Origin of the sequence: Streptomyces sp. WZ-12, assembly GCF_028898845.1 — a bacterium.
Taxonomy (GTDB): Bacteria; Actinomycetota; Actinomycetes; order Streptomycetales; family Streptomycetaceae; genus Streptomyces.
The window spans coordinates 6,520,974-6,547,618 of record NZ_CP118574.1; the positions used below are offsets into that span (position 1 = coordinate 6,520,974).

18 protein-coding genes and 1 pseudogene are annotated in these 26,645 nt (G+C 73.5%); 14 read left to right on the forward strand and 5 right to left on the reverse strand.

Features of this window, described 5'->3' with window-relative positions:
- Nucleotides 1–51: 51 nt before the first annotated feature.
- Complete coding sequence (gene gltB, locus PV796_RS28215) at nt 52–4,677, forward strand: glutamate synthase large subunit (protein WP_274916202.1); 4,626 nt, start codon at nt 52–54, stop codon at nt 4,675–4,677.
- Nucleotides 4,670–6,130 carry a glutamate synthase subunit beta gene (locus PV796_RS28220; protein ID WP_274916203.1) on the forward strand — a complete coding sequence of 487 codons (1,461 nt, stop codon included), beginning with the start codon at nt 4,670–4,672 and terminating at the stop codon, nt 6,128–6,130. The genes gltB and PV796_RS28220 overlap by 8 nt, the downstream gene beginning before the upstream one ends.
- A gap of 173 nt (nt 6,131–6,303) precedes the next feature.
- On the opposite strand, the gene PV796_RS28225 is transcribed toward PV796_RS28220, so the two are convergent.
- Entirely contained in the window at nt 6,304–6,867 is a 564-nt protein-coding gene (locus tag PV796_RS28225; protein ID WP_274916204.1) for a hypothetical protein, read from the reverse strand.
- 67 nt (nt 6,868–6,934) lie between these two features.
- Between PV796_RS28225 and PV796_RS28230 the strand changes: the two genes are divergently transcribed.
- Together PV796_RS28230 and PV796_RS28235 are read left to right on the forward strand one after the other, a co-directional pair.
- Nucleotides 6,935–7,702, forward strand: coding sequence for an ArsR/SmtB family transcription factor (locus PV796_RS28230; RefSeq protein ID WP_274916205.1), 768 nt, complete (start codon nt 6,935–6,937; stop codon nt 7,700–7,702).
- Between the two features lie 27 nt (nt 7,703–7,729).
- A pseudogene (locus PV796_RS28235) lies at nt 7,730–7,834 on the forward strand (SDR family oxidoreductase); the annotation flags it as partial.
- An 18-nt stretch (nt 7,835–7,852) separates the two neighbouring features.
- Here the strand turns inward: PV796_RS28235 and PV796_RS28240 are convergent.
- Both PV796_RS28240 and PV796_RS28245 read right to left on the reverse strand, forming a co-directional pair.
- A complete protein-coding gene (locus tag PV796_RS28240; protein ID WP_274916206.1) occupies nt 7,853–8,329 on the reverse strand; it encodes a PPOX class F420-dependent oxidoreductase in 477 nt (158 codons plus the stop codon).
- 85 nt (nt 8,330–8,414) lie between these two features.
- Entirely contained in the window at nt 8,415–8,906 is a 492-nt protein-coding gene (locus tag PV796_RS28245) for a hypothetical protein (RefSeq protein WP_274916207.1), read from the reverse strand.
- Between the two features lie 168 nt (nt 8,907–9,074).
- On the opposite strand from PV796_RS28245, the gene PV796_RS28250 reads away from it, so the two are divergent.
- Nucleotides 9,075–9,809 carry an MBL fold metallo-hydrolase gene (locus PV796_RS28250; protein ID WP_274916208.1) on the forward strand — a complete coding sequence of 245 codons (735 nt, stop codon included), beginning with the start codon at nt 9,075–9,077 and terminating at the stop codon, nt 9,807–9,809.
- Between the two features lie 206 nt (nt 9,810–10,015).
- Entirely contained in the window at nt 10,016–10,711 is a 696-nt protein-coding gene (locus tag PV796_RS28255) for an alpha/beta hydrolase (RefSeq protein ID WP_274916209.1), read from the forward strand.
- Between the two features lie 25 nt (nt 10,712–10,736).
- On the opposite strand, the gene PV796_RS28260 is transcribed toward PV796_RS28255, so the two are convergent.
- On the reverse strand, nt 10,737–11,648 hold the full coding sequence (locus PV796_RS28260; RefSeq protein ID WP_274916210.1) for a hypothetical protein: 912 nt from the start codon (nt 11,646–11,648) through the stop codon (nt 10,737–10,739).
- Between the two features lie 271 nt (nt 11,649–11,919).
- Between PV796_RS28260 and PV796_RS28265 the strand changes: the two genes are divergently transcribed.
- The 4 genes from PV796_RS28265 to PV796_RS28280 all read left to right on the forward strand — a co-directional run bounded on the left by PV796_RS28265 (nt 11,920) and on the right by PV796_RS28280 (nt 17,857).
- Nucleotides 11,920–12,726 carry a S1 family peptidase gene (locus tag PV796_RS28265; protein WP_274916211.1) on the forward strand — a complete coding sequence of 269 codons (807 nt, stop codon included), beginning with the start codon at nt 11,920–11,922 and terminating at the stop codon, nt 12,724–12,726.
- 108 nt (nt 12,727–12,834) lie between these two features.
- Entirely contained in the window at nt 12,835–13,509 is a 675-nt protein-coding gene (locus PV796_RS28270; protein ID WP_274916212.1) for a response regulator, read from the forward strand.
- Between the two features lie 5 nt (nt 13,510–13,514).
- The gene (locus tag PV796_RS28275; RefSeq protein ID WP_274919282.1) at nt 13,515–14,666 is read left to right on the forward strand and encodes a sensor histidine kinase; all 1,152 of its coding nucleotides are present in this window, start codon (nt 13,515–13,517) and stop codon (nt 14,664–14,666) included.
- Between the two features lie 119 nt (nt 14,667–14,785).
- Nucleotides 14,786–17,857, forward strand: coding sequence for an endo-alpha-N-acetylgalactosaminidase family protein (locus PV796_RS28280; protein WP_274916213.1), 3,072 nt, complete (start codon nt 14,786–14,788; stop codon nt 17,855–17,857).
- 102 nt (nt 17,858–17,959) lie between these two features.
- On the opposite strand, the gene PV796_RS28285 is transcribed toward PV796_RS28280, so the two are convergent.
- Entirely contained in the window at nt 17,960–19,759 is a 1,800-nt protein-coding gene (locus PV796_RS28285; protein WP_274916214.1) for a glycoside hydrolase family 35 protein, read from the reverse strand.
- A 204-nt stretch (nt 19,760–19,963) separates the two neighbouring features.
- Here PV796_RS28285 and PV796_RS28290 point away from each other — a divergent pair, with 204 nt between their 5' ends.
- The 4 genes from PV796_RS28290 (at nt 19,964) to PV796_RS28305 (ending at nt 26,608) form a co-directional block, all read left to right on the forward strand.
- Nucleotides 19,964–20,842 (forward strand): helix-turn-helix domain-containing protein, encoded by an 879-nt coding sequence (locus tag PV796_RS28290; protein WP_274916215.1) that lies wholly within the window; start codon nt 19,964–19,966, stop codon nt 20,840–20,842.
- 118 nt (nt 20,843–20,960) lie between these two features.
- Nucleotides 20,961–23,489, forward strand: coding sequence for an aminopeptidase N (gene pepN / locus PV796_RS28295; RefSeq protein ID WP_274916216.1), 2,529 nt, complete (start codon nt 20,961–20,963; stop codon nt 23,487–23,489).
- Nucleotides 23,490–23,753: 264 nt separating this feature from the next.
- On the forward strand, nt 23,754–25,175 hold the full coding sequence (locus PV796_RS28300) for a pyridoxal phosphate-dependent decarboxylase family protein (protein ID WP_274916217.1): 1,422 nt from the start codon (nt 23,754–23,756) through the stop codon (nt 25,173–25,175).
- Nucleotides 25,172–26,608 carry a lysine N(6)-hydroxylase/L-ornithine N(5)-oxygenase family protein gene (locus PV796_RS28305; protein WP_274916218.1) on the forward strand — a complete coding sequence of 479 codons (1,437 nt, stop codon included), beginning with the start codon at nt 25,172–25,174 and terminating at the stop codon, nt 26,606–26,608. The genes PV796_RS28300 and PV796_RS28305 overlap by 4 nt, the downstream gene beginning before the upstream one ends.
- The last annotated feature ends 37 nt before the right edge of the window (nt 26,609–26,645 follow it).

A 26,645-nucleotide genomic window follows, 5' to 3' on the forward strand; every position in this document is an offset into this window, starting at 1 on the left:
CCAACGTCGTCCCTCGGCACCGCCAATGCCACGACGACGTTGGGAGCGCCGATGCGCAACGCGTCCACGCACTCCGCGACCACCAGCAGCGCCGCCGCCTGGTCGCCCATGGAGGGCCGCCCCGCCCAGCAGGGGATGTACGACCCCCGGAACGAGCACGACGCCTGCGGCGTCGGCTTCGTGGCCACCCTCACCGGCGAGGCCAGCCATGACCTGGTCGAACGGGCCCTGACCGTGCTGACGAATCTGGAGCACCGCGGCGCCACCGGCTCCGAGCCCGATTCGGGCGACGGCGCCGGCATCCTGCTCCAGATCCCGGACGCGTTCCTGCGCGAGAACGTCACCTTCGAGCTCCCCGAGGCCGGCGGCTACGCCGTGGGCCTGGCCTTCCTGCCGTCCGACGCCCACGCGGCGGCCGAAGCCGTCTCACAGATCGAGACGCTCGCCGTGGAGGAGGGCCTTGAGGTCCTCGGCTGGCGGGTCGTCCCGGTCGCCCCGCAGCTCCTCGGCAACGGCGCCCGCGCCACCATGCCGGCCTTCTCCCAGCTCTTCGTTTCGGACAAGCACGGCGGCACGGACCGCAAGAGCACCGGGCTGGCGCTGGACCGCAAGGCGTTCGCGCTGCGCAAGCGCGCCGAGCGGGAGGCCGGGGTCTACTTCCCCTCGCTGTCCGCCCGCACCCTGGTCTACAAGGGCATGCTCACCACCGGCCAGCTTGAGCCCTTCTTCCCGGACCTGTCCGACCGCCGGTTCGCCACCGCCATCGCCCTGGTCCACTCCCGGTTCTCCACCAACACCTTCCCGAGCTGGCCGCTCGCCCACCCGTACCGCTTCGTCGCGCACAACGGCGAGATCAACACCGTCAAGGGCAACCGCAACTGGATGCGGGCCCGCGAGTCGCAGCTCGCCTCCAAGCTGTTCGGCAGCGAGGACCTGGAGCGGCTGTTCCCGATCTGCACGCCGGACGCCTCCGACTCCGCCTCCTTCGACGAGGTCCTGGAGCTGCTGCACCTCGGCGGGCGACCGCTGCCGCACGCGGTGCTGATGATGGTCCCCGAGGCGTGGGAGAACGCCGCCGCCATGGACCCGGCCCGGCGGGCGTTCTACCAGTACCACTCCACGATGATGGAGCCCTGGGACGGCCCGGCCTGCGTCACCTTCACCGACGGCACCCAGGTCGGCGCGGTCCTGGACCGCAACGGCCTGCGCCCTGGCCGCTACTGGGTCACCGACGACGGCCTGGTCGTGCTCTCCTCCGAGGTCGGCGTCCTGGACATCGACCCGTCCAAGGTCGTCCGCAAGGGCCGCCTCCAGCCGGGCCGGATGTTCCTCGTCGACACCGCCGAGCACCGCATCATCGAGGACGACGAGATCAAGGCCCAACTGGCCGCCGAGCACCCCTACCAGGAGTGGTTGGACGCCGGCCTGATCGACCTGGCCGACCTGCCCGAGCGCGAGCACATCGTGCACACCCACGCCTCGGTCACCCGCCGCCAGCAGACCTTCGGCTACACCGAGGAGGAGCTGCGGGTCATCCTCGCGCCGATGGCCAAGTCCGGTGCGGAGCCGATCGGTTCGATGGGCACCGACTCGCCGATCGCCGCGCTCTCCGAGCGCCCCCGGCTGCTCTTCGACTACTTCACCCAGCTCTTCGCGCAGGTCACCAACCCGCCGCTGGACGCCATCCGGGAGGAGCTGGTCACCTCCCTGATCTCCTCCCTCGGCCCGCAGGGCAACCTCCTGAGCCCCACCGCGGCCTCCTGTCGCAGCGTGTCCCTGCCGTTCCCGGTCATCGACAACGACGAGCTGGCCAAGCTGGTCCACATCAACGCCGACGGCGACATGCCCGGCATGAAGGCCGTGACCCTCTCCGGCCTCTACCGGGTCTCCGGCGGCGGCCAGTCGCTGGCCGACCGGATCGAGGAGATCTGCGCCGAGGCCGACGCCGCCATCGCCGACGGCGCCCGGCTGATCGTGCTCTCCGACCGGCACTCCGACGCCGAGCACGCGCCGATCCCGTCGCTGCTGCTGACCGCCGCGGTCCACCACCACCTCATCGCCACCAAGACCCGCACCCAGGTGGGGCTGTTGGTCGAGGCCGGCGACGTCCGCGAGGTGCACCACGTCGCGCTGCTCATCGGCTACGGCGCCGCCGCGGTCAACCCGTACCTGGCGATGGAGTCCGTCGAGGACCTGGTCCGGGCCGGCACGTTCATCCAGGACGTCCCCGGCTCGGACGCCGACGCCGCCATCCGGAACCTCATCAAGGCGCTCGGCAAGGGCGTGCTCAAGGTGATGTCCAAGATGGGCATCTCCACCGTCGCCTCCTACCGGGGCGCGCAGGTCTTCGAAGCCGTCGGCCTGGACGAGGAGTTCGTCGCCAAGTACTTCCACGGCACCGCCACCAAGATCGGCGGCGCCGGCCTGGACGTCATCGCCCAGGAGGTCGCGGCGCGGCACGCCAAGGCGTACCCGGCCACCGGCATCACCGCCACCCACCGCGCGCTGGAGATCGGCGGCGAGTACCAGTGGCGCCGCGAGGGCGAGCCGCACCTGTTCGACCCGGAGACCGTCTTCCGGCTCCAGCACGCGACCCGGGCCCGCCGCTACGACATCTTCAAGAAGTACACGGAGCGGGTGAACGAGCAGGCGGAGCGGCTGATGACGCTGCGCGGCCTGTTCTCCTTCGCCTCCGACCGTCCGTCGATCCCGCTGGACGAGGTCGAGCCGGTCTCCGAGATCGTCAAACGGTTCTCCACCGGCGCGATGTCCTACGGCTCGATCTCCCGCGAGGCCCACGAGACCCTCGCCCTGGCCATGAACCAGCTCGGTGCCAAGTCCAACACCGGCGAGGGCGGCGAGGACCCGGAGCGCCTCTACGACCCGGCGCGCCGCTCCAGCATCAAGCAGGTCGCCTCCGGCCGGTTCGGCGTCACCTCCGAGTACCTGGTCAACGCCGACGACATCCAGATCAAGATGGCCCAGGGCGCCAAGCCCGGCGAGGGCGGCCAACTGCCCGGCCACAAGGTCTACCCGTGGGTGGCGAAGACCCGGCATTCGACGCCGGGCGTGGGGCTCATCTCCCCGCCGCCGCACCACGACATCTACTCCATCGAGGACCTCGCCCAGCTCATCCACGACCTGAAGAACGCCAACCCGGGCGCCCGCATCCACGTGAAGCTGGTCTCCGAGGTCGGCGTCGGCACGGTCGCCGCGGGTGTCTCCAAGGCGCACGCGGACGTGGTCCTCATCTCCGGCCACGACGGCGGCACCGGCGCCTCGCCGCTCACCTCCCTCAAGCACGCCGGCGGCCCCTGGGAGTTGGGCCTGGCCGAGACCCAGCAGACGCTGCTGCTCAACGGCCTGCGCGACCGGATCGTGGTGCAGACCGACGGCCAGCTCAAGACCGGCCGCGACGTGGTCATCGCCGCGCTGCTGGGCGCCGAGGAGTTCGGGTTCGCCACCGCCCCGCTGGTGGTCTCCGGCTGCGTCATGATGCGCGTCTGCCACCTGGACACCTGCCCGGTCGGCATCGCCACCCAGAACCCGGTGCTGCGCGAACGGTTCAACGGCAAGGCCGAGTTCATCGTCAACTTCTTCCAGTTCATCGCCGAGGAGGTCCGCGAGCTCCTCGCCGAGCTGGGCTTCAGGACCCTGGACGAGGCCGTCGGCCACGCCGAGGTCCTCAACGTCGCCCGGGCGGTCACCCACTGGAAGGCCCAGGGCCTGGACCTCGCCCCGCTGCTGCACGTCCCCGAGCTGTCCGACGGCGCGGTCCGGCACCGGATCACCGAGCAGGACCACGGCCTGGCGAAGGCGCTGGACAACGAGCTGATCAAGCTGGCCGCCGACGCGCTGGCCGCGGACACCGCCGAGGCCGCCCAGCCGGTCCGCGCCCAGGTCCCGATCCGCAACATCAACCGGACCGTCGGCACCATGCTCGGCCACGAGGTCACCAAGAAGTTCGGCGGCGCCGGCCTGCCCGACGACACCATCGACCTCACCTTCACCGGCTCCGCCGGCCAGTCGTTCGGCGCGTTCCTGCCCCGCGGCATCACCCTCCGCCTGGAGGGCGACGCCAACGACTACGTCGGCAAGGGCCTGTCCGGCGGCCGGATCGTGGTCCGCCCGGACCGCGGCGCGGACCACCTCGCCGAGTTCTCCACCATCGCCGGCAACACCCTCGCCTACGGCGCCACCGGCGGCGAGCTGTTCCTGCGCGGCCGGGTCGGTGAGCGGTTCTGCGTCCGCAACTCCGGTGCCACGGTGGTCTCCGAGGGCGTCGGCGACCACGGCTGCGAGTACATGACCGGCGGCAGCGCCGTCGTCCTGGGCGAGACCGGGCGCAACTTCGCGGCCGGCATGTCCGGCGGCTTCGCCTACGTCATCGACCTCGACCCGGCCAACGTCAACAAGGAACTGGCCGATGCCGTCCGCCCGTTGGACGACAACGACAAGCAGTGGCTGCACGACGTGGTGCGCCGCCACCAGGAGGAGACCGGCTCCACGGTGGCCGCCAAGCTCCTCGCCGACTGGGAGGAAGCCGCGGTGCGCTTCTCCAAGGTCATCCCGTCCACGTACCAGGCAGTGCTCGTCGCCAAGGAGGCCGCCGAGCGGGCCGGGCTCTCCGAGTCCGAGACCCACGAGAAGATGATGGAGGCGGCGACCCATGGCTGACCCCAAGGGCTTCCTGAACCACGGGCGCGAGGTCGCCAGGACCCGGCCCGTCGAGGAGCGCGTCAAGGACTGGAACGAGGTCTACCAGCCCGGCTCCCTGCTGCCGATCATCACCAAGCAGGCGTCGCGCTGCATGGACTGCGGCATCCCCTTCTGCCACAACGGCTGTCCGCTGGGGAACCTCATCCCCGAGTGGAACGACTACGCCTACCGCGAGGACTGGACGGCGGCCAGCGAGCGGCTGCACGCCACCAACAACTTCCCGGAGTTCACCGGGCGGTTGTGCCCCGCGCCCTGCGAGGCGGCCTGCGTGCTGGGCATCAACCAGCAGCCGGTCACCATCAAGAACGTCGAGGTCTCCATCATCGACAAGGCGTGGGACGCCGGCGACGTCACCCCGCAGCCGCCGGAGCGCCTCTCCGGCAAGACCGTCGCGGTCATCGGCTCCGGACCGGCCGGTCTGGCCGCCGCCCAGCAGCTGACCCGGGCCGGCCACACCGTCGCCGTCTACGAGCGCGCGGACCGGATCGGCGGCCTCCTCCGCTACGGCATCCCCGAGTTCAAGATGGAGAAGCGGCACATCAACCGCCGCATCGAGCAGATGCGCGCGGAGGGCACCAAGTTCCGCACCGAGGTGGAGATCGGCCGCGACATCGACGCGGCGAAGCTGCGCAAGCGGTACGACGCGGTGGTCATCGCGGCCGGCGCCACCACCTCCCGCGACCTGCCGGTGCCCGGCCGCGAGCTGAACGGCGTGCACTTCGCGATGGAGTACCTGCCGCTGGCCAACAAGGTCCAGGAGGGCGACCTGACGGTCGCGCCGATCACCGCCGAGGGCAAGCACGTGATCGTCATCGGCGGCGGCGACACCGGCGCGGACTGCGTGGGCACCGCGCACCGCCAGGGCGCCGCCTCGGTGACCCAGTTGGAGATCATGCCGAAGCCGGGCGAGGAGCGCAGCGCGGGCCAGCCCTGGCCGACCTTCCCGATGCTCTACAAGGTCACCTCCGCGCACGAGGAGGGCGGCGAGCGGGTCTACTCCGTCTCCACCACCCACTTCGAGGGCGACGAGGACGGCAACGTCCAGTGGCTGCACCTGATCGAGGTGGAGTTCAAGGACGGCAAGCTCGCCCAGAAGCCGGGGACCGAGCGCCGCATCCCGGCCCAACTGGTCACCCTGGCCATGGGCTTCACCGGCACTGACCGGGAGAACGGCCTGGTCGAGCAGTTCGGCCTGGAGCTGGACGAGCGCGGCAACGTCGCCCGGGACGCCGACTTCGCCACCAACGTCCCCGGCGTCTTCGTCGCCGGCGACGCCGGTCGCGGCCAGTCGTTGATCGTGTGGGCCATCGCCGAGGGCCGCTCCGCCGCCCGCGGCGTGGACCGCTTCCTCACCGGAGCCAGCGCCCTGCCGGCCCCGATCAAGCCGACGGACCGCGCCCTGACGGTGTGAGCGTCCGTCACCGGATGTCCCGTACAGCGTCGTACGGAGGCACGGGGGCCGGGTGAACGCCCGGCCCCCGTAACAGCGACGCCTGCCCCTCCACCCCGACCGGAGGGCAGGCGCCGCGCTGTCATGTCGGGCGCCCAGCAGTCCCGTTGGGCGCTTGACGGTCCCTCGGGCTCCTAGCCGTCCCGTTGGGCGGGGAAGCGACGGCCCAACTGCCGGGCCAGTTCGCGGGCGGGGACGGGGACGGCCTGCGGCGGGGGAGTGACCGGTGGCCGGAAGTCGTGCACTGGCGCGCTCCAGCCCGACATGTCGAGGGAGCCGTCGCCCAGCGGCAGCACCCGGCGCGGGTCCGCGTGCACCCGCAGCACCTGCGCCTCGATCTGCGTCCAGGCGCCGTCGGTGAGCGTCCGCTCGCCGACCCGGCGGGCCTCCAACTGCACGGGGCAGTGCGTCAGTCGGGGCGGCCGGACCAGTTCGGACGGCTCGGTCCAGGGCTCCTCCGCCTCGGGGCCGATGCGGGCCCCCTCCTCGGCGGCCCCCTCGGGCGGCAGGTTGAAGACCACGTCCGGGCGTAGCGCGAGATTCTGTGCGGTGCGGCCGCGGGCGGGTAGCCAGACGCTCACCACCGGGCCGAGTTCCCACCGGATCTGCAGTGCCACCAGCACGAACGTTCCGTCGTCGTTCTCCGTGGACAGCAGCGCCGGCACCACCGAACTGCTCTTCTCCAGCGCGGATTTCATGTTCCCGAGGATAGAAGCCGGACGATTCGGCTCTCACCGAAGTGTTATATGTGATTACGCTCTGCACATGATTCGATGGGACGCCGATCACGTAAACACCGCCGAAACCCCCGATCTGGCCGCCCTGGCCGCACTGCTCGCGGACCGCACCCGCGCCGCCATCTGCATCGCCCTGCTCGACGGCGGCACCTGGACCGCCGGTGAGCTGGCCGAGTACGCCGGGGTGGCCCCGTCGACCGCGACCGAGCACCTCAACCTCCTGGTGACCGGCGGCCTGTTGGCCGAGGAGCGGCAGGGGCGCCGGCGCTACGTCCGGCTGGCCGGGCCGGACACCGCCGAGACGCTGGAGAACCTCGCCGGCCTCGCCCCCTACCGCCAGGTCCGGATCCGCTCGCTGGCCGAGGCCAACCACCGCCGGGCCCTGCACCACGCCCGCACCTGCTACGACCACATCGCCGGCGCGCTGGGCGTGGCCATCGCCGAGGCGATGACCGAACGCGGCCTGCTGGCGCGGCAGTACGGGCTGGAGCTGACCGCCGCGGGCACCGCATGGCTGGCCGACCTGGGCATCCCGGAGGCCGGCCACTCGCCGACCCATCGGGCGCACGTGCGCACCTGCCTGGACTGGACCTCGCGCCGGCAGCACCTCTCCGGCGCGGTCGGCGCCGCCCTCTACCGGCACGCGGTGGAGCGGCGCTGGATCATCAAGGCCCCGGCCAGTCGGATCCTCGCGGTCACCGAGGCCGGCCGGGCCGGCTTCCGGAGCCAACTGGGGCTGCCCGCCGAGGTGCTCACGCCCACCCCGGCGGTGGCGCCGATGCGCGAGCGGACGTGAGGGGGCGGCCCGCCGGCCGGGCCCCGGCCGTCAGTCCTCGCCGGCGCGGTCGCCTTCCTGGCGTCCCCGGCCGCCCGGCACGTCACCGGCCAGGTGTTGAACGTCAACGGCGGTGCCCACCCCACCCGTTGACGCCCGGCCGGCGTCGGGTCAGGCGCCGTCGCCGGCCACCAGCCGGGCCGGGAACCCGCCGGTCGCGATCGGGCCCCAGCGCCGCGGGACCACCCGGATCAGGGACTTGCCCTGCTTGCGCATCGCGGCGCGGTACTCGTCCCAATCCGGGTGCTCCCCGGCGATGTTGCGGTAGTACTCGACCAGCGGCTCGATGGAGTCCGGGGTGTCGATCACCTCGGCCTCGCCGTCGACCTGCACCCACGGTCCGGTCCACTCGTCGGACAGCACCAGCACGCTGACCGACGCGACCCGGCGCACGTTGCGGACCTTGGCCCGCTCCGGGTACGTCGACATCACCAGCCGACCGGAGTCGTCCACCCCGCAGGTCAGCGGCGAGCCCTGCGGGGTGCCGTCGGAGCGGCGGGTGAGCAGGATCGCGTGGTGCCGGGGGCGGACGAACTCCAGCAGTTCGGGCAGGTCGACGCGGGTGGTGGTGGCGATGGAAGGGCTCATGGACGGGAGCCTAGGGCTTCGAGGGCGCTCCGTGGCGAACCCCGCGACCGCCCGCCGCCCGGGTCGCGGCCCCGGGCCGCTCGGCTCAACCCTTCAGCAACTGCTTGCCGGTGGCCGCGTCCACCACCTTGCGGTCCGCCAACGGGCCGTTCAACCGCACCGTCGTCTTGTGGGTGGCCAACTGGTCGGTGCACATGGCCTTGGGGTTCTTCTTCCTGCCCCAACCGGAGACCACCACCAGGTCCTTGGACTCCAGGACGCGGGCGCCGTAGTGGGCGTCGCAGGCGCTGTGGCCGACGGTCACCGTGAGCGCCCGGGCGTCCGCGGTCGCGGGGCGGTCGGCGCCGGCCAGCGGCAGCAGCGCCTCCTGCCGGCCCGGGACCGGCGCGACCTTCGGCCAGTCCCGCACGACCTGCGCGGCCCGCTGGGCGAAGGCGTCCGCGCGCTGCTGCGGCGGCGAACTGTGCACCGTCTGGGTGGCCTTGCCGCAGCCGGCGAGCGCCAGGGCGCCGGTCGCGGCGAGGCAGCCGACCAGGGCGGTGGCTCGGGTGCGGGAGCGATGTGCGGTGTGCTGCATGACGTGCCTCCTCGGGGTCGGTCGCGGATGGGACGCGTCAGGGGCACGACGGGTTCCGCCCCGATGGCCCGGACCGCACCGCCGAGCCCCGCCGCTTTTGGCCGTGCGCTCAATCCGCCCAGGGCGCAAACCGAACCGCGCCCGGCCGAGGGCGGTTAGCGTCCGATCATGGACGCGCTCACCCGGATCACCCCGCACATCTGGCAACTCCCGTTCCTGGTAGGCCATGTGTACCTCGTCGCCCTGACCGACGGCGGCTTCGCCGCGATCGACACCGGCATACCGGGCTCGGCCCCCGCGATCCTCGACGCGCTGGACCGGCTCGGCGGCGGCCCCGCCGCGCTCCGGCAGATCGTGCTCACCCATCACCACCTCGACCACATGGGCTCCGCCGCCGACCTGGTCGCCGCCACCGGCGCCCGCGTCCTGGCCGGTGCCCTCGACGCCCCCGTCATCAGCGGCGCCCGCCCCGAGCCGCCGCTCGACCTCATCCCCGGTGAACAGGTCGTGCACGAGGGCGTCATGGCCCAACTCGCGGCCGGCGCGATGCCGCCGCTGCGCCACGTCGGGGTGGACACCCCGCTCCACGAGGGCGACACCCTCGACGACTGGCCCGAGCCGGTCCGGGTGCTGCACGTCCCCGGCCACACCGAGGGCGCCATCGCCCTCCATCTCCCGCAGAGCCGGCTGCTGTTCCCCGGCGACACCATCGCCACCGACCCCACCGGCTCCCGGGTCCTGTTCGGCCCCTTCAACGTCGATCGCGCGCGGGCCCTGGCCTCGTTCCGGCGGCTGACGGCCCTGGACGACGTCGATACGGTCTGCGTCCCGCACGGCGTGCCGGTCCGCACCGGCGCCCGCGCGCTCCTGTCGGCGGCCACACCGGAGGCGGACTGGCGGTGAAGTCGCGGCGGTGCGGCGGACGTTGACCGCGGGAGTCAGTCGGCTCCGCGGGCGGTCGGCGGCTGCGTCGGGCGACGGGGCGCGGCCGGCGCCGTGCCGTTTACGCCCTGCCCACCACCGGCACGTGTAATTTCGGCCGTCACGGCCCCTTCGGGCCGTCAGCGGGCCCCGGAGCGGGCGGGAGACGAGCGGGAGAGAGGCACGGCATGCAGTTGCACACCCACGAGTGGGGCGCCGGCGACCGGATCGCGGTGCTGATCCACGGGATCATGTCCGACCACCGCACCTGGCACCGGGTCGGCCCGGCCCTCGCCGACCGGGGTTACCGCGTCATCGGCGTCGACCTGCGCGGTCACGGCCGCAGCCCGCGCGGCGACTACGGCCCCGAACTCTTCGCCGACGACCTGGTGGACACCCTGCCGACCGGCGTCGAGGTCGCCGTCGGGCACTCGTTGGGCGGGCTGGCGCTGGCCCTGGCCGCCGAGCGGCTGCGGCCGCGACGGGCGGTCTACTGCGACCCGGCGTGGTCGCTGGCGGGCGTGGGGCAGGCGGTCGACCCGGCGGTGTTCGTGACGTTCAAGACCGCCGACCGGGCGCGGGTGCGGGCCTTCAACCCGGGCTGGGACGACGCCGACGTCGACGTCGAACTGGCCACCCTCGCCGACTGGGACACCGGGACGGCGCTGGCCCTGTCCGGCGGCCATCTGCGGGACCGGACGCCGGCGCGGCCGGTGGTGCCGTCGCTGGTGCAGATCGCGGGGGAGGGGTTCCTGTTCACCGAGGAGGCGGCGAAGGAGTTGGTCAGCCGGGGCTTCACGGTCCGGACCGTGGTCGGCGCCGGGCACACCATCCACCGGGATGACCTGGCGGGGTTCCTGGCCGGGCTGGAGGGCTGGATCTGAACCGTCGCACTTGCCTGGCGCGGCGTCAGGTGTCGCAGTCCAGCAGGGTCTTGCACAGGCCGCAGCGGGCCTGGAGGCGGCCGCGCACCGGGACGCGGATGCGTTGGCAGCAGGCCGGGCAGGGGAACGAGACCCGCAGCGTCGTGCCGGGGCCCGCGGACTCGAAGGCGTAGCCCCCGCCCGGGCCGGCGGTCGGCCCGGTGGTGCGGGGGCGGGCCTGGGCCGCGCGGCGGTCCTTGGCGTAGCGGAGCCGGGCGGCGAGGCCGGCGCCGGCCAGCGGCGGCCGGTGGGCGTCCTGCCGGGACCGGGCCCGCCCCGCGGTGTACGCGTCGTACGCCTGCGGGCTGGTGAACCACGGCGAGGGGTCCTCGTCGAAGAAGTCGGCGCGCTTGGCCAGCACGTAGCCGAACTCCTCGGGCGTGAGGTAGCCCAACTTCTGGGAGAACGGGCCGTGTTCGCGGTAGGCGTCGAGCAGCAGCCAGCCGGCGCCGAGGTAGGTGGCGGCGGTGTCGGTGAGGATCTCGTTGTCGCGGGTGCCGGGGAAGGACAGGTCCAACCGGTGCAGCCAGACGTGGGTCACCTCGTGGGCCAGGGCGGCGCCGATGTCCTTGCGGTGCCGGCGGAAGCGGTCGTTGAGCTCGATGAAGTACTCGGGGCCCGCGGTCAGTTCGACGGTCGCGGCGTGCTCCATCTCGCGGAACGTGAGCACGATCCTGGCGTCCGGCAGATGCAGGTGGTGGACCATGGCGCGGGCCACCCGCTGGGCGCCCAGGTGGATGTCCTCGGCGTCGTCGAAGGCCACGTCGACGGGGAGCACGCTGGTGGGAAAGGTGCTCACGGTGTCGTGGGACAGCCGGCGGAAGAGCGCGGTGAGGGCCGCGCGGACCGTGTCGAGATGGGGGAAGCCGTGCGCGATCCCGCTGCCGCCGGTGGTCATCCGCTCACTCTACGACCCGCGCCGGTGCGGCGGCACCGGGGCCCACCGGGCGCGCGGGGTGCGGGAGTTGGCCGGATGTTGACCCTTGTCACCCTGTTCCCCCGCTCCACATAATCACAGGGCGCTTTACGGGTTCATTGCCAAGGCGCCCGGATGTTTTGCCGAGTGCTGCCGTCGTTCACACGGATTTTGCGGGGCCGTGCCCGGTGTCGGGTTTGGCATGAGCCTGTCATGACGCTTCGTTTCTCCACCCCCCACGGAAGGAAGCACGTTGCGCACCCACCCCAAGCACCTCAAGAGAGCCACCGCCGCCGGCGCGATCGCCCTGGCCGCCGTCAGCCTCCAGCCCGCCGCCGCGCACGCCGCCCCCGCCCCCACCCCCGGCGGCTCCGCCCACTCCCACGTCGTCGGCGGCACCCGCGCCGACCAGGGCGAATTCCCGTTCATGGTGCGGCTGTCGATGGGCTGCGGCGGCGCCCTGTACGCCAAGGACATCGTGCTCACCGCCGCGCACTGCGTCGACGGCAGCGGCCCCGACACCTCCATCACCGCCACCGGCGGCGCCGTCGACCTCCAGGACCCCGCCGGCGTCAAGGCCAACTCCACCCAGGTCCTCCAGGCCCCCGGCTACAACGGCAAGGGCAAGGACTGGGCCCTCATCAAGCTGGCCAAGCCGATCGAGCAGCCCACCCTCAAGACCGCCGACAAGGGCACCTACAACAAGGGCGACTTCACCATCGCCGGCTGGGGCGCCGACAAGGAAGGCGGCGACCAACAGCGCTACCTCCTCAAGGCCGCCGTCCCCTTCATCGACGACGCCGCCTGCCAGCAGGCGTACGGCGACTCCCTCACGCCCGGCGAGGAGATATGCGCCGGCAAGCTGGACACCGGCGGCACCGACACCTGCCAGGGCGACTCCGGCGGCCCGATGTTCCGCAAGGACGACGCCGGCCAGTGGATCCAGGTCGGCATCGTCTCCTGGGGCGAGGGCTGCGCCCGGCCCGGCAAGCCCGGCGTCTACACCGAGGTGAGCACCTTCGCCGCCGACATCGCCAAGGCCGTCGCCCAACTCGGCTGACCCCGCACCACCGGCGCAGGGGCCCGGCCACCCCCCACGGGCCCCTGCCCGTACCACCATCCGCCGCCGCGGCTTGCGGGCCGCCACCGCCACCGGTCCGATGGAGCCATGCCGATCAGCGTGGTCATCGCCGACGACCAGGAGATGGTCCGGACGGGCTTCCGGATGATCCTGGAGAGCCAGCCCGACATCGAGGTCCTCGCCGACGTCACCGACGGCGACGCCGCCCTGGAGGCCGCCGAACGCCTCCGCCCCGACGTGCTGCTGCTCGACATCCGGATGCCCGGACCCGACGGCCTGGAGGTCACCCGCCGGCTCGCCGAACGCGCCGCCGAACAGCCCGAACTCCACGGCCGCCCCAAGATCGTCATCGTCACCACCTTCGACCTCGACGAGTACGTGCACGCCGCCCTCCACAACGGCGCCTGCGGCTTCCTCCTCAAAGACGCCAGCCCCGCCCTGCTCGTCGAGGGCGTCCGCGCCGCGGCCGCCGGCGACGCCCTGGTCTCACCCGCCATCACCCTGCGCCTGCTGAGCCAACGCACCCCCACCACCGGCCGCGCCCCCGCCCGACAGCCCGCCGAACCCCTCACCGACCGCGAGGAACAGGTCGTCCGCTCCCTGGCCACCGGCCGCACCAACGCCGAGATCGCCGACGCCCTGCACGTCTCGCTCTCCACCGTCAAGACCCACCTCGCCAACGTCCAGGCCAAACTCGCCGCCCGCAACCGCGTCGAGATCGCCGCCTGGGCCTGGGAGACCGGGCTGGCCACCGAGGAATGAGCCCACTGACCGGGTGGGCCCGCGCCCACCCCCACAAGGCCACCGCCGCCAAGGTCGCCCTCGCCGCCGTCCTGCTCTTCCTCGTCGGCTTCGAAACCGTCGCCCTGGCCCGACAGCCCACCCACCCGCACGCCATCGTCGTCGCCGCCGCCGTCGTGGTCTGCCTGTGCGCCGTCCCCTCCCGCCGCATCCCGCTGACCCGCCGCGCCGGCATCGCCGTCGCGGTCTCCCTCGCCGCCTCCGCCGTCCTCATCGCCGGCCAGCACGCCCTGCGCGTCTGGGGCCTGGGTGAGGGCATCGCCCTGCTCGTGCTGCTCACCGCGGTGGTGCAGCGCGCCCCCGCCCGCACCGCCGCCGTCCTCGGCCCGCTGCTCGGCCTGTCCTGCGTCCTCGCCCCCATGCGGGACATCCGGATGGGCGTCTTCACCGTCGTCTACGGCGTCCTCACCGTCGTCGTCACCGCCTACTCGATGATCCTGCGCTGGCAGGACGCCGCACGGCTGCGCGACCTGGCCGCCGTACGGGACGCCGAACGCCTGGAGTTGGCCAGGGAACTGCACGACGTCATCGCCCACCACGTCACCGGCATCGTCGTATCGGCCCGCGCCGCCCGCTTCACCGCCCTCGACGGGGCGCGCGCCGGCGACGCGTTCGCCCGGATCGAGACCGCCGGCGACGAGGCCCTCGGCGCCATGCGCCGCCTGGTCCGGGTGCTGCGCGAGGGCGAGGCCCGCACCACCCCCGTCGCCGGACTCGCCGAGGTCCGCACCCTCGCCGACGCCTTCACCCGCACCGGCCCCCCGGTCACCCTCGACCTCGAACCCGGCCTCGACCGCACCCTGCCGCCCGAAGTCGCCGCCGCCGTCCACCGCATCGTCCGCGAATCCCTCACCAACGTCCGCAAGCACGCCCCCGACGCCACCGCCGTCCGCATCACCGTGCACGCCACCCCCCGCGGCACCGAACTGCGCATCGCCAACGACGGCGGCACCCCCGCCCGCCCGACCGAACAGCAGTCCCGCGGCGGCGGCTTCGGCCTGGCCGGCCTCACCGAACGCGCCGACGCCCTCGGCGGCACCCTCACCGCCGGCCCCGCCCCCGAAGGCGGCTGGCAGGTCACCGCCCTCCTCCCGCCGGCCGGCCGCACCGACCGCTGAGCCGCCCCCGCCGGTCGCATCTGTCCAACACCCGGTACCCCTCAGTCCATGGGCCCGCACCCCGCCCGGCCCGCACGCTGTCCGCCGACAAGGCCGCACCGCCACCGAGGAGGACGCGCGTGAGAGCACAGCCCGGACCCAGCCGCAGACAACTCGTCACCGCCACCGCACTCGCCGGCGTCGCCACCGCCCTCCCCCTCGGCACCCGCACCGCGACCGCCGCACCCCGCACCGCCCCGACGGTCCTGCGCTCCACCGCCCTGGAGGTCCGCGTCGACCCCGCCTTCCCCCGCATCGTCTCCTACACCGACCGCGCCACCGGCGCCGTCCTGCACGGCCAGGAAACCCCCGTCACCCAACTCCTCATCGACGGCCGCCCGCACACCCCCCGCGTCACCCAGCGCGCCCGCACCGACCGCGCCACCTACACCCTCGCCCTCGACGGCGGCACCACCCTCACCGTCGAGATCGCCGTCCACGACTGGCAGGTCACCTGGCGCCTGACGGACCTCACCGAAACCTCCAAACTCCCCGTCGGCACCCTCCAGATACCCGGCCTCGCCCTGCTCAGCGTCCGCAGCGACCAGCCCGGCGCCCACCTCCTCGCCGCCCGCCTCCAACTCGACAAGGCCACCAGCGGCGACACCCTCGTCTCTCTCACCGCCCACACCCCCGTCGAGGCCGCCCCCACCGGCTGCGCCTACGCCGTCGTCGCCACCGACCAACTCGCCGCCGCCATCGAGACCAACACCGTCTACGACACCCCCACCACCCCCACCGCCTGGGAGAACGGCCGCCTCTGGCACCAGACCCTGCGCGTCGACGGCCACCTGACGGCCCAACTCGCCCCCGGCCAATGGACCCACCGCGCCGCCGGCCAACCCGCCGACGCCACCGAACCCCTCCCGTACGCCACCGTCATCCTCACCCGCGACCGCAACGGCGACGGCCGCACCGACTGGCAGGACGCCGCCCTCGCCCTGCGCGACATCATGGTCAACCCGCTCGGCGCCGACACCCAGCACCTGCGCGTCGTCCCGCACATCCCCTTCAACTTCGCCAGCCAGGCCACCAACCCGTTCCTCGCCACCCTCGACAACGTCAAACGGATCGCCCTGGCCACCGACGGCCTGCGCCAGTTCACCCTCCTCAAGGGCTACCAATCAGAGGGCCACGACTCCGCCCACCCCGACTACGGCGGCAACTACAACGAGCGCGCCGGCGGCCTCGCCGACCTCAACACCCTGCTGCGCGCCGGGAAGAAGTGGCACAGCGACTTCGCCGTCCACGTCAACGCCACCGAGTCCTACCCCGTCGCGCACGCCTTCTCCGAACGGCTGGTCAACAAGCACGACAAGCAATGGGACTGGCTCGACCAGTCCTACCGCATCGACGCCCGCCGCGACCTGGTCTCCGGCGACATCGCCGCCCGCTTCGCCCAGCTCCGCCGGGAGACCGACCCCGCCCTGAACACCGTCTACCTCGACGTCTTCCGCGAATCCGGCTGGAACTCCGACCGCCTCCAACGCCACCTGCGCGACCAGGGCTGGCGGGTCGCCACCGAATGGGGCCACGGCCTGGAACGCTCCGCCCTCTGGTCCCACTGGGCCAACGAGACCGACTACGGCCCCGACACCTCCCGCGGCATCAACTCCCAGCTCATCCGCTTCCTCCGCAACCACCAGAAGGACGTCTTCGCCGACAAGTGGCCCACCCTCCTCGGCGCCCCCCGGATGGGCAACTTCGAGGGCTGGACCGGCAAGAACGACTGGAACGCCTTCCACGCCATCGTCTGGAACGACGCCCTGCCCGCCAAATACCTCCAGGCGTACCCCATCCGCACCTGGAGCGCCCACGAGATCACCTTCGAGGGCCCCACCCGCACCACCGTCACCGACACCGACGGCACCCGGCGCATCACCACCGACGGCCGCCTCGTCTACGACGGCGGCAGCTACCTGCTGCCCTGGGAACCCCGCAGCGCCACCGACCCCGCCAAGCTCTACCACTACAACCCCCATGGCGGGCAGACCAGTTGGCAACTGCCCCGCGGCTGGACCGGCACCCGGACCGTCCACGCCTACCGCCTCTGTGACCAGGGCCGCACCGACCACCGGCCCGTCCCCGTCACCGGCGGCCGGATCACCCTCACCGCCCGCCCCGACACCGCCTACGTCCTCTACCGCACGAAAGCCCCCGCCCCGCCCGACCCCCACTGGGGCGAGGGCACCCCGCTGACCGACCCCGGCTTCCACGCCGGCGACCTCACCGCCTGGCAGACCACCGGCCCCGCCACCGTCCAACGCAACGACCGCGGCGACTACGAACTCGTCATCGGCCCCGGCCCCGCCGCCACCGTCGCCCAACGCCTGGCCCGCCTCGCCCCCGGCGACTACGCCGCCTCCGTCCAGGTCGAGGTCGGTGCCACGGCGGGGGAGCGGCGCCGCGCCGCCCTGGAGATCCGCACCCCCGACGGCGTCACCGCCACCAACTGGACCGAGACCTCCACCGCCCCCAACTACGTTGCCGCCGACCGCAAGACCGGCACCCGCTTCCAGCGCCTGACCACCCGCTTCACCGTCCCCGACGGCGGCGGCCCCGCCACCCTCGCCCTCACCGCCGCCCCCGGCCGCCCCCGCATCCGCTTCGACGCCGTCCGCATCGTCCCCGCCCCACGCCCCGCCACCGCGCCCGGCACCCTCGTCCACGAGGACTTCGAGGCCGTCCCCCAGGGCTGGGGCCCCTTCGTCAAGGGCGACGCCGGCGGCTCCACCGACCCCCGCACCCACATCGCCCAGCGCCACGCCCCGTACACCCAACGCGGCTGGAACGACAAGGCGATCGACGACGTCATCGACGGCACCCAGTCCCTGAAGTCCCGCGGCGAGAACACCGGCCTCGTCTACCGCACCGTCCCGCACACCGTCCGCTTCGCCCCCGGCCGCCGCTACCGCGTCACCCTCCGCTACGAGAACGAGAAGGCCGACCAGTACGCCTGGATCACCGCCGTCGACGCGCCCGACGCCCGTGAGCTCAGCCGGCACCCCCTACCGGTCGCCACCCAACCCGCCACCCTCAGCTACGAGTTCACCGCGCCGGAGGAGGGCGAGGTCTGGGTCGGGCTGCGCAAGACGGGCGGGGACGGGACGGCCGAGTTCGCCCTCGATGCCTTTCGGGTGGCCGAGGGGTGAGGCAGGGCGGGGGCCGGGTGTGTGAGGCGGCAGAGGGCCCGGTGTCCGGGGCCCCGGCCGCGCGCTCAGGCATCCGGCCCGTGGGCCCGCGGCACCGAACCCTCACGGCACCAACCGCGGCGCCCCTGCCGTCCCCGACGCCCCCTCGGCCCCGTCCGGCCCCTCCAACTCCAGCACCAGCACCTCGTTCGCCCCCTCCCGCAACACCGGACCCGGCACGAACAACCCCCGCTGCGGCCCCACCGACCAATACCGCCCCACCGGAAAGCCCCCGATCCACACCAACCCCCGCGCCCACCCGGGCAGTTCCACCACCGCGTCCCCCACCCCGCCCGGCGGCACCGTCACCGTGCCCCGGTGCAACCCCCGCGCCCCCGGCCGCGGCCCACCGAACCCCAACCCGGCCACCGCCGCCGCGCCCGCCGCCCCCTCCAACGCGTCCCACCGCAGCCCCCGCGCCCGCACCCCGTGCAGATACTGCCGCTCGTGCAGCACCCCGCCCGTGATCCCCTTCGCCTCACCCAGCCGCGGCCCGTAGTTGACCCGCCCCAACGACTCCACCCACAACTCCACCTCCGCGGGCCCCGCCACCCTCCCCAACACCGCGACCTCCCCTTCCCCCTCATTCCCCTCCACCAACACCGGCCCCCGCACCCCGTCCACCACCGTCACCGCCCGATCCCGCAGCCCCACCACCCGCAACGGATACGCCTCCCGCGGCCCCGGCACCGCCACCCGATACCGCACCAACCCCCGCTCCACCCCCAACTCCTCGAACGTCGGCGGCGCCCCCGCGCACACCTCCGGACCCCCCAACCCCGCCAGCACCGCGTCCATCCCCAGCCACCCCGACAACTCCACCTCCACCACCCCCGCCAACACCGGCTGCGCCTCCGGCACTTCCGGCAACGGCCCCACCGCGTACTCCGCCAACACCTCCCGCATCCGCCAGAACAACTCCGTCGGCCGCCCCCGCTCGTCCACCGGCGCCCCGTAGTCATACGACGTCACCGTCGGCAACAACGCCCCGTCCTGCACCTCACCCGCCCGGTTCGCCCCCGCCCACCCCCCGAAACTCGTCCCCCCGTGCGCCATGTAGACATTCACCGACGCCCCGCACGCCAACACCTCCCGCAACTGCGCCGCCACCTCCGCCGCCCCCCGCGGCTCCGCCGCCGCACCCCAGTGCGCGAACCACCCGCACCAGAACTCCATGCACATCAACGGCCCCCGCGCCCGATGCCGCCGCAACGCCGCGAACGCCTCCCGCGCCCCCGACCCGAAGTTCACCGTCGCCAGCACCCCCGGCACGCCCCCGCCGGTCAGCATGTGGTCCTCCGCCCCGTCCGACGTGCACAGCGGCACCGACACCCCCAACTCCCGCAACTTCCACGCCAGATGCCGCAGATACTCCGCATCCGACCCGTACGACCCGTACTCGTTCTCCACCTGCACCAGCACCACCGGACCGCCCCGGCCGCACTGCCGCGCCACCACCTGCGGCAGCACCGCCTCCCACCACCCGTCCACCGCCCGCAGGAACGCCGGCTCCCGGGTCCGCACCCGCCGCCCCAACGCCCCCGTCAACCACCACGGCAACCCCCCGTTCTCCCACTCCGCGCAGATGTACGGCCCCGGCCGCACGATCGCCCACAACCCCGCCGCCGCCACCGCGTCCAGGAACCGCCCCAGCGCCCCGACGTCCCGCAGCTCACCCGGCCGCGGCTCGTGCCAGTTCCACGGCACGTACGTCTCCACGCAGTTCAGCCCCATCGCCCGCACCATCGCCAACCGGTGCCCCCACTGCGCCTCGTGCACCCGGAAGTAGTGCAACGCCCCCGACAACAGCCGCACCGGCCGCCCGTCCACCTCGAACTCCCGCTCCCCAACGGCAAACCGCACCCCGCGCCTCCCGCCTCGTCGCTCCCGATCGCCTCCCCACAACGCTCGCCCTCTGGCGGCCGGCCGGTCCATGGACAAAGATCGATGCCCATTGGACGGATCGCCGCCGGGCGCTTCGCGCGTGCGAAGGCGCGCGCTCGGGGCGTCAGCGGGGCGCCGCCCCCGACGCGGTGGCGGCGCACGGCGAGGGGAGGACCGGCCGGCATGTACCGCACCTGGATGCGCTACTTCACCCCGAGCCCGCTCCACCACCGGCTCGGCCTGGTCTGCCTGGGCGTCGGCCTGCAACACGGCACCCTGCCGCCGGTCGGCCCGCGCACCCTCGACCACCACGTCGCCGTCGTCCTGTGCGCCGGCCGCGGCTGGTTCACCACCCCCGACGGGCACCGCCGCACCGTCACCGCCCCCGCCCTGCTCTGGCTCATCCCCGGCGTCGAGCACCACTACGGCGCCGACCCCGACACCGGCTGGGACGAGGGCTTCGTCGACTTCACCGGCCCCGCCGCCGACACCTACACCGAACTCGGCTACATCGAGCCGCACCACCCCCTCGTCCCGCTCACCGACGCCGGGCCGGCCCGCGCCGCGATCGGCCGCATCGCCCGCGCCGCCCGCCGCGGCAACCCCCTCCTGGAGGTCGAGACCGCCGCCGCGGTCCACGAACTCCTCGTCGCACTGCGCCGCGCCCGCGCCGACACCGGCGCCGACGGCGAACCGGTGCTGGCCGCCCTGGCCCGCGACGCGTTCCTCCCGCTCTCGATCGCCGAGCACGCCGCCCGGCGCGGCCTGACCCCCGCCGCACTCCGGGCCGCGGTGCGCCGCGGGGCCGGTTGCAGCCCCAAGGACTACCTCCTCGGCATCCGCCTGGGCCGCGCCAAGGAACTCCTCGTCGCCACCGAACTCCCCGTCGCGGCCGTCGCCCGCCGCGTCGGCTACGACGACCCCGCCTACTTCAGCCGCCTCTTCACCCGCCGCGTCGGCCTCGCCCCGGCCCGCTTCCGCGACCGCCAGATCCGCTCCGTCCCCGGCGGCTGGTCCACCCACATCCCCGACCCGTCGTTTCCACCCCACGTCGACGGGTGACCCCTCCTCGCGCACTCCGCCGGCCCCGGCCGGTCCGTGGCCGCCCGCGCCGCCGTCCGCCCGGCTTCGTGCCCACCACACCCCCAACGCGGGAAGCCCGACATGGCAAGCTCGCCCCATGCTGCAACGTCCCGAAGCCGAAGCCCGCGCCCAGTTGCTCGACGTCCACCGGTACGAGGTCGCGCTCGATCTCACTTGCGGCGACGAGGAGTTCGCCTCCCGCACCGCCCTCCACTTCACCGCCCGCGAGCCGGGCGACACCTTCGTCGAGATCAAGCCCGCCGCCCTCCACGCCGCCACCCTCGACGGCCACCCCCTGGACCCCGCGGCCCTGGACGGCAACCGACTGCCCCTCACCGGCCTGGCCGCCGGCCCGCACGAGCTGCGCCTCGACGCCACCATGCGCTACTCCCGCACCGGTGAGGGCATGCACCGCTTCACCGACCCCGCCGACGGCGAGAGTTACGTCTACACGCAGTTGTTCATGGACGACGTCCAGCGCGTCTTCGGCGCGTTCGACCAGCCCGACCTCAAGGCCGTCTTCGAGCTGACCGTCACCGCCCCGCCCACCTGGACCGTGCTCGCCAACGGCCGCACCGAGCAACTCCCCGACGGCACCTGGCGCGCCGCCGCCACCCCCCGCATCAGCACCTACCTCGTCGCCGTCGCCGCCGGCCCCTGGCACTCCGTCCGCACCGAACACGCCGGCCTCCCCTTCGGCCTGCACTGCCGCCGCTCCCTCGCGCCCCACCTCGACGCCGACACCGAGGAGCTCTTCGCCCTCACCCGCCGCTGCTTCGACCGCTACCACCAGATCTTCACCGAGCCGTACCCCTTCGACTCCTACGACCAGGCGTTCGTCCCGGAGTTCAACGCCGGCGCGATGGAGAACCCCGGACTGGTCACCTTCCGCGACGAGTTCGTCTTCCGCTCCGCCGTCACCGACACCGAACGCCAGACCCGCGGCATGGTCATCGCCCACGAGATGGCCCACATGTGGTTCGGCGACCTGGTCACCCTCCGGTGGTGGGACGACATCTGGCTCAACGAGTCGTTCGCCGAGTACATGGGCTACCAGGTCCTCTCCGAGGCCACCCGCTTCACCGGCACCTGGACCGACTTCGCCGTCGCCCGCAAGGGCTGGGGCTACGACGCCGACCAGCGCCCCTCCACCCACCCGGTCGCCCCCGCCCCCGACGACGTCCCCGACACCGCCTCCGCCCTCCTCAACTTCGACGGCATCTCCTACGCGAAGGGCGCCTCCGCCCTGCGCCAACTCGTCGCCTGGATGGGGGAGAAGGACTTCCTCGCCGGCATCAACGACCACTTCGCCCGGCACCGCTTCGGCAACGCCACCCTCGCCGACTTCCTCGACTCCCTGGCCCGCGCCACCGACCGCGACGTCCACGCCTGGGCCGAGCGCTGGCTGCGCACCACCGGCGTCGACACCCTCACCCCCACCCTCGTCGAGGACGACGGCGCCTGGCACCTGGACCTCGCCCACAACGGCAGCCGCCCGCACCGCATCACGGTCGGCGCCTACGACCCGGACCCGGCCCACACCGGCCGCCTGACCCCGCGCGACCGCTTCGACATCGACGTCCCGGCGGACGGCGACCCCGCCCGGCGCACCTTCGCCCAGGCCGCCCCCGCCCTCGTCGTCCTCAACGACGGCGACCTCAGCTACGCCAAGGTCCGTTTCGACCCCGCCTCCTGGCAGGCGGTCGCCCGCGCCCTGTCCGGCCTACCCGACCCGCTGACCCGCGCGGTCGTCTGGAACGCCGCCCGCGACCTGGTCCGCGACGGCGAACTGGCGCCCACCGCCTACCTGGACGTGGCCCGCGACCACCTCCCGCACGAGAGCGACCTCGCCGTCGTCCAGGGCGTGCTCGCCTTCGCCCGCACCCAGATCGCCGACCGCTACCTCCCACCGGAGGCCCGGCACACCGCCCTGACCACCCTCACCGCCCTCAGCCGCGCGATCCTGCGCCGCACCGAGGACCCCGGCGAGGGCACCGAGGCCGGCCTGCGGCTGACCGCCGTCCGCGTCCTCATCGACAGCGCCACCACCCCCGAGGCCATCCAGGGCTGGCTCGACGACGGCAGCGTCCCCGGCGGCCCCGCCCTCGACCACGAACTGCGCTGGCGCATCCTCGGCCGGCTCGCCGCCCTCGGCGCCACCACCCCCGAGGCCATCGACGCCGAACTCGCCCGCGACCCCAGCGCCACCGGCAGCGAGGGCGCCGCCCGCTGCCGCGCCGCGCTGCCCGACCCGGCCGCCAAACAGGCCGCCTGGGACGCCCTGTTCACCGCCGACGCCGACGCCGAACTCTCCAACTACCTCTTCACCGCCACCGCCACCGGCTTCTGGGCCCCCGAGCAGCAGGACCTGCTCCGCCCCTACGTCGCCCGCTACTTCGCCGAGGTCCCCGCCCTCGCCGCCCGCCGCGGGCCGGCCCTCGCCAAGGCCGCCGGCCGGTACGCGTTCCCCGCCGCATGCGTCGAGGAGGCCACCCTCCGCCTCGGCGAACGCTGCCTGGCCGGCGGCGACCCGACGCCCGCCCTGCGGCGCGCCCTCGACGACCAACTCGACGATCTGCGGCGGGCGTTGCGGGTCCGGGAGGCCGCCGCCAACGCGGCGGAGTAGCGCGCGAGGAGTGGACCGACGCGGGTGTCGTCGGGTGGTCGCAGGCCGCCGACGGCACCCGCGTCGCGTCCGCGTCACCTCCCCGACACCCACCCCTCGACGGGGCGCAAGACCGCAGGCAACCGAACACCTGCGGGACAGTCGTCCCACGAACGGGTGGTAGTGGCGCAACGGGTGGATACCCGCCGTACCGGGCCAGTAACTTAGGGCGGCCTAAGACCGGACCCCTGCGCAGTCAACTCCCGTTGAAGAAGAGCCCACTTGATGTCAGTCGCCCCTGCCGGCACCGCCCTCGCAGGCGGCACCGACGGCCCCCGCGCGCTCCGCCCCCTCCTTGACACCGTCCTCGACGCCCTCACCACCGGCGCCCAGGACCGCTCCGGCCCCCTCCCGCCCGGCGGCCCCGACGCCGTCGCCCGCGCCGTGCGCGACACCTGCCTCCCCCTCCTCCCCGACGAGGGCACCGACCCGCACACCGCCCTCCGCACCCTCGTGCACACCCTCGCCGTCGGCGCCGCCGACCCCGCCGACCCGCACTGCGCCGCCCATCTGCACTGCCCCCCGCTGGCGTTGGCCACCGCCGCCGACCTCGCCGCCAGCGCCCTCAACCCCTCGATGGACTCCTGGGACCAGGCCCCCGCCGCCTCTGAACTCGAAGCGCACACCGCCCGCGCCCTCGCCGCCCTCGTCTACCCCGCGGCCACCGCACCCGACGCCCTGGTCACCACCGGCGGTACCGAGTCCAACCAACTCGCCGTCCTGCTCGCCCGCGAGGCCCCCCGCCCCCCGGGCGCCACCGGCCCCCTGCGCATCGTCTGCGGTGCCAACGCCCACCACAGCGTCCACCGCGCCGCCTGGCTCCTCGGCCTCCCCGAACCCCTCACCCTCCCCACCCCCCACGGCACCCTCGACCCCGCCACCGTCCACACCTGCCTCGCCGAACTCACCGGACACAGCGGCCGCGCCGGTCAGGTTCTCCTCGTCGCCACCGCCGGCACCACCGACGCCGGCGCCCTCGACCCCCTCCCGGCCCTCGCCGACCTCGCCGACCAACACGGTGCCCGGCTCCACATCGACGCCTCCTACGGCGGCCCCCTCCTCTTCAGCTCCACCCACCACACTGCCCTCATCGGCCTCGCCCGCGCCCACACCGTCACCCTCGACCTGCACAAACTCGGCTGGCAACCGGTCGCCGCCGGCCTCCTCGCCGTCCCCACCCCCGCGACCCTGACCCCCCTCGCCCACCAGGCCGACTACCTCAACGCCGACGACGACACCGAAGCCGGCGTCCCCGACCTCCTCGGCCGCTCGCTGCGCACCACCCGCCGCCCCGACATCCTCAAGATCGCCGTCACCCTCAAGGCCCTCGGCCGCCAGGGCCTCGGCGACCTCGTCGACCGCACCCTCGCCGCCGCCCAGACCCTCGCCGACCTCATCGACGCCCACCCCGGCTACGAACTCCACTCCCGCCCCACCCTCACCACCGTCCTCTTCCGCCCCATCGGTGCCGACGACACCACCCTCGCGACCATCCGCCGCACCCTCCTCGCCGAAGGCCACGCCGTCCTCGGCCGCGCCACCACCCCCACCGGCCTCTGGCTCAAAGCCACCCTCCTCAACCCCCACACCCAACCCGGAGACCTCACCCACCTCCTCAAACTCGTGGAAGGCCACACCCCGCGATGAACACCCCACCGCACAACGACCCCGACACCACCGCCGACGCCCCCGGCCCCGACGAGCCCCTCGACCTCGCCGGCATCGGCATCGGCCCCTTCAACCTCTCCCTCGCCGCCCTCGCCCACCCCCTCACCCAGCTCCGCACCGCCTTCTACGACCAGCACCCCGCCTTCCACTGGCACCCCGGCCTCCTCATCGACGGCACCACCCTCCAAGTCCCCTTCCTCGCCGACCTCGTCACCCTCGCCGACCCCGCCAGCCCCTGGACCTTCCTCAACTACCTCAAGACCCGCGAACGCCTCTTCCCCTTCTACTTCGCCGAGCGCTTCCACATCCACCGCGCCGAATACGACGCCTACTGCCGCTGGGTCAGCGAGAACCTCCCCGCCCTCCACTTCGGCCACCACATCGACGCCGTCCGCTGGAACCACGAACGCCACCTCTTCGAGGTCGACTTCACCCAACTCGACGCCGACGGCGAGGCCGAGGCCCTCGGCCGCACCCACGCCCGCAACCTCGTCCTCGGCATCGGCACCGCCCCCCACATCCCCATCCCGCTCCGCCCCCTCGCCGACGCCCCCACCGTCCCCGTCATCCACTCCGCCGACTACCTCGACCACCGCGAACGGCTCCTGGCCGCCGAGCACCTCACCGTCATCGGTGCCGGCCAATCGGGCGCCGAGATCTTCCTCGACCAACTCCGCGCCCGCCCCGAAGGCCGCGAGCACCTCCACTGGCTCGCCCGCACCCCGGCCTTCGCGCCCATGGAATACAGCAAGCTCGGCCTGGAACAGTTCACCCCCGACTACACCCGCTACTTCCACGGCCTCTCCGAACGCGCCCGCGACGAGCTCCTCCCCGCCCAATGGCAGCTCTACAAGGGCATCGACCACGACACCCTCGCCGCCATCCACGACGAGCTCTACCGCCGCACCCTCGACGGCGGCTGGCCCAACGCCGTCCTCACCCCCGGCGTCCAGGTCCGCACCGCCGGCCGGGTCGGCACCACCAAGGTCGAACTCCACCTCGAACACGCCCAACAGGGCAGCCGCTCCCGCCTCACCACCGACGCCGTCGTCCTCGCCACCGGCTACCGCGAGCGCCGCCTCGACACCCTCCTCGCCGCCCTCGACCCCTACCTCCGCCGCGACGCCTCCGAACGCCCCCGCATCGACGAGCACCACCGCCTCGTCCTCGACCCCGCCATCACCGGCTCCGTCTACGTCCAAAACGCCGAACGTCACACCCACGGCGCCGGCGCCCCCGACCTCGGACTCGCCGCCTGGCGAAGCGCCACCATCCTCAACTCCCTGACCGGCAACAGCCCTTACACCCTCCCGGGCCGCACCGCGTTCACCACCTTCGGCCTCAGCCAGCCCCAACCCCGCCGCTCGGGCACCGTCCCCCGCCAGGGCTCCACCCTCGTCCCCCGCCACTGAACGCCACCGCCCCTCCCACCCCGCCCGAACGGCAGCG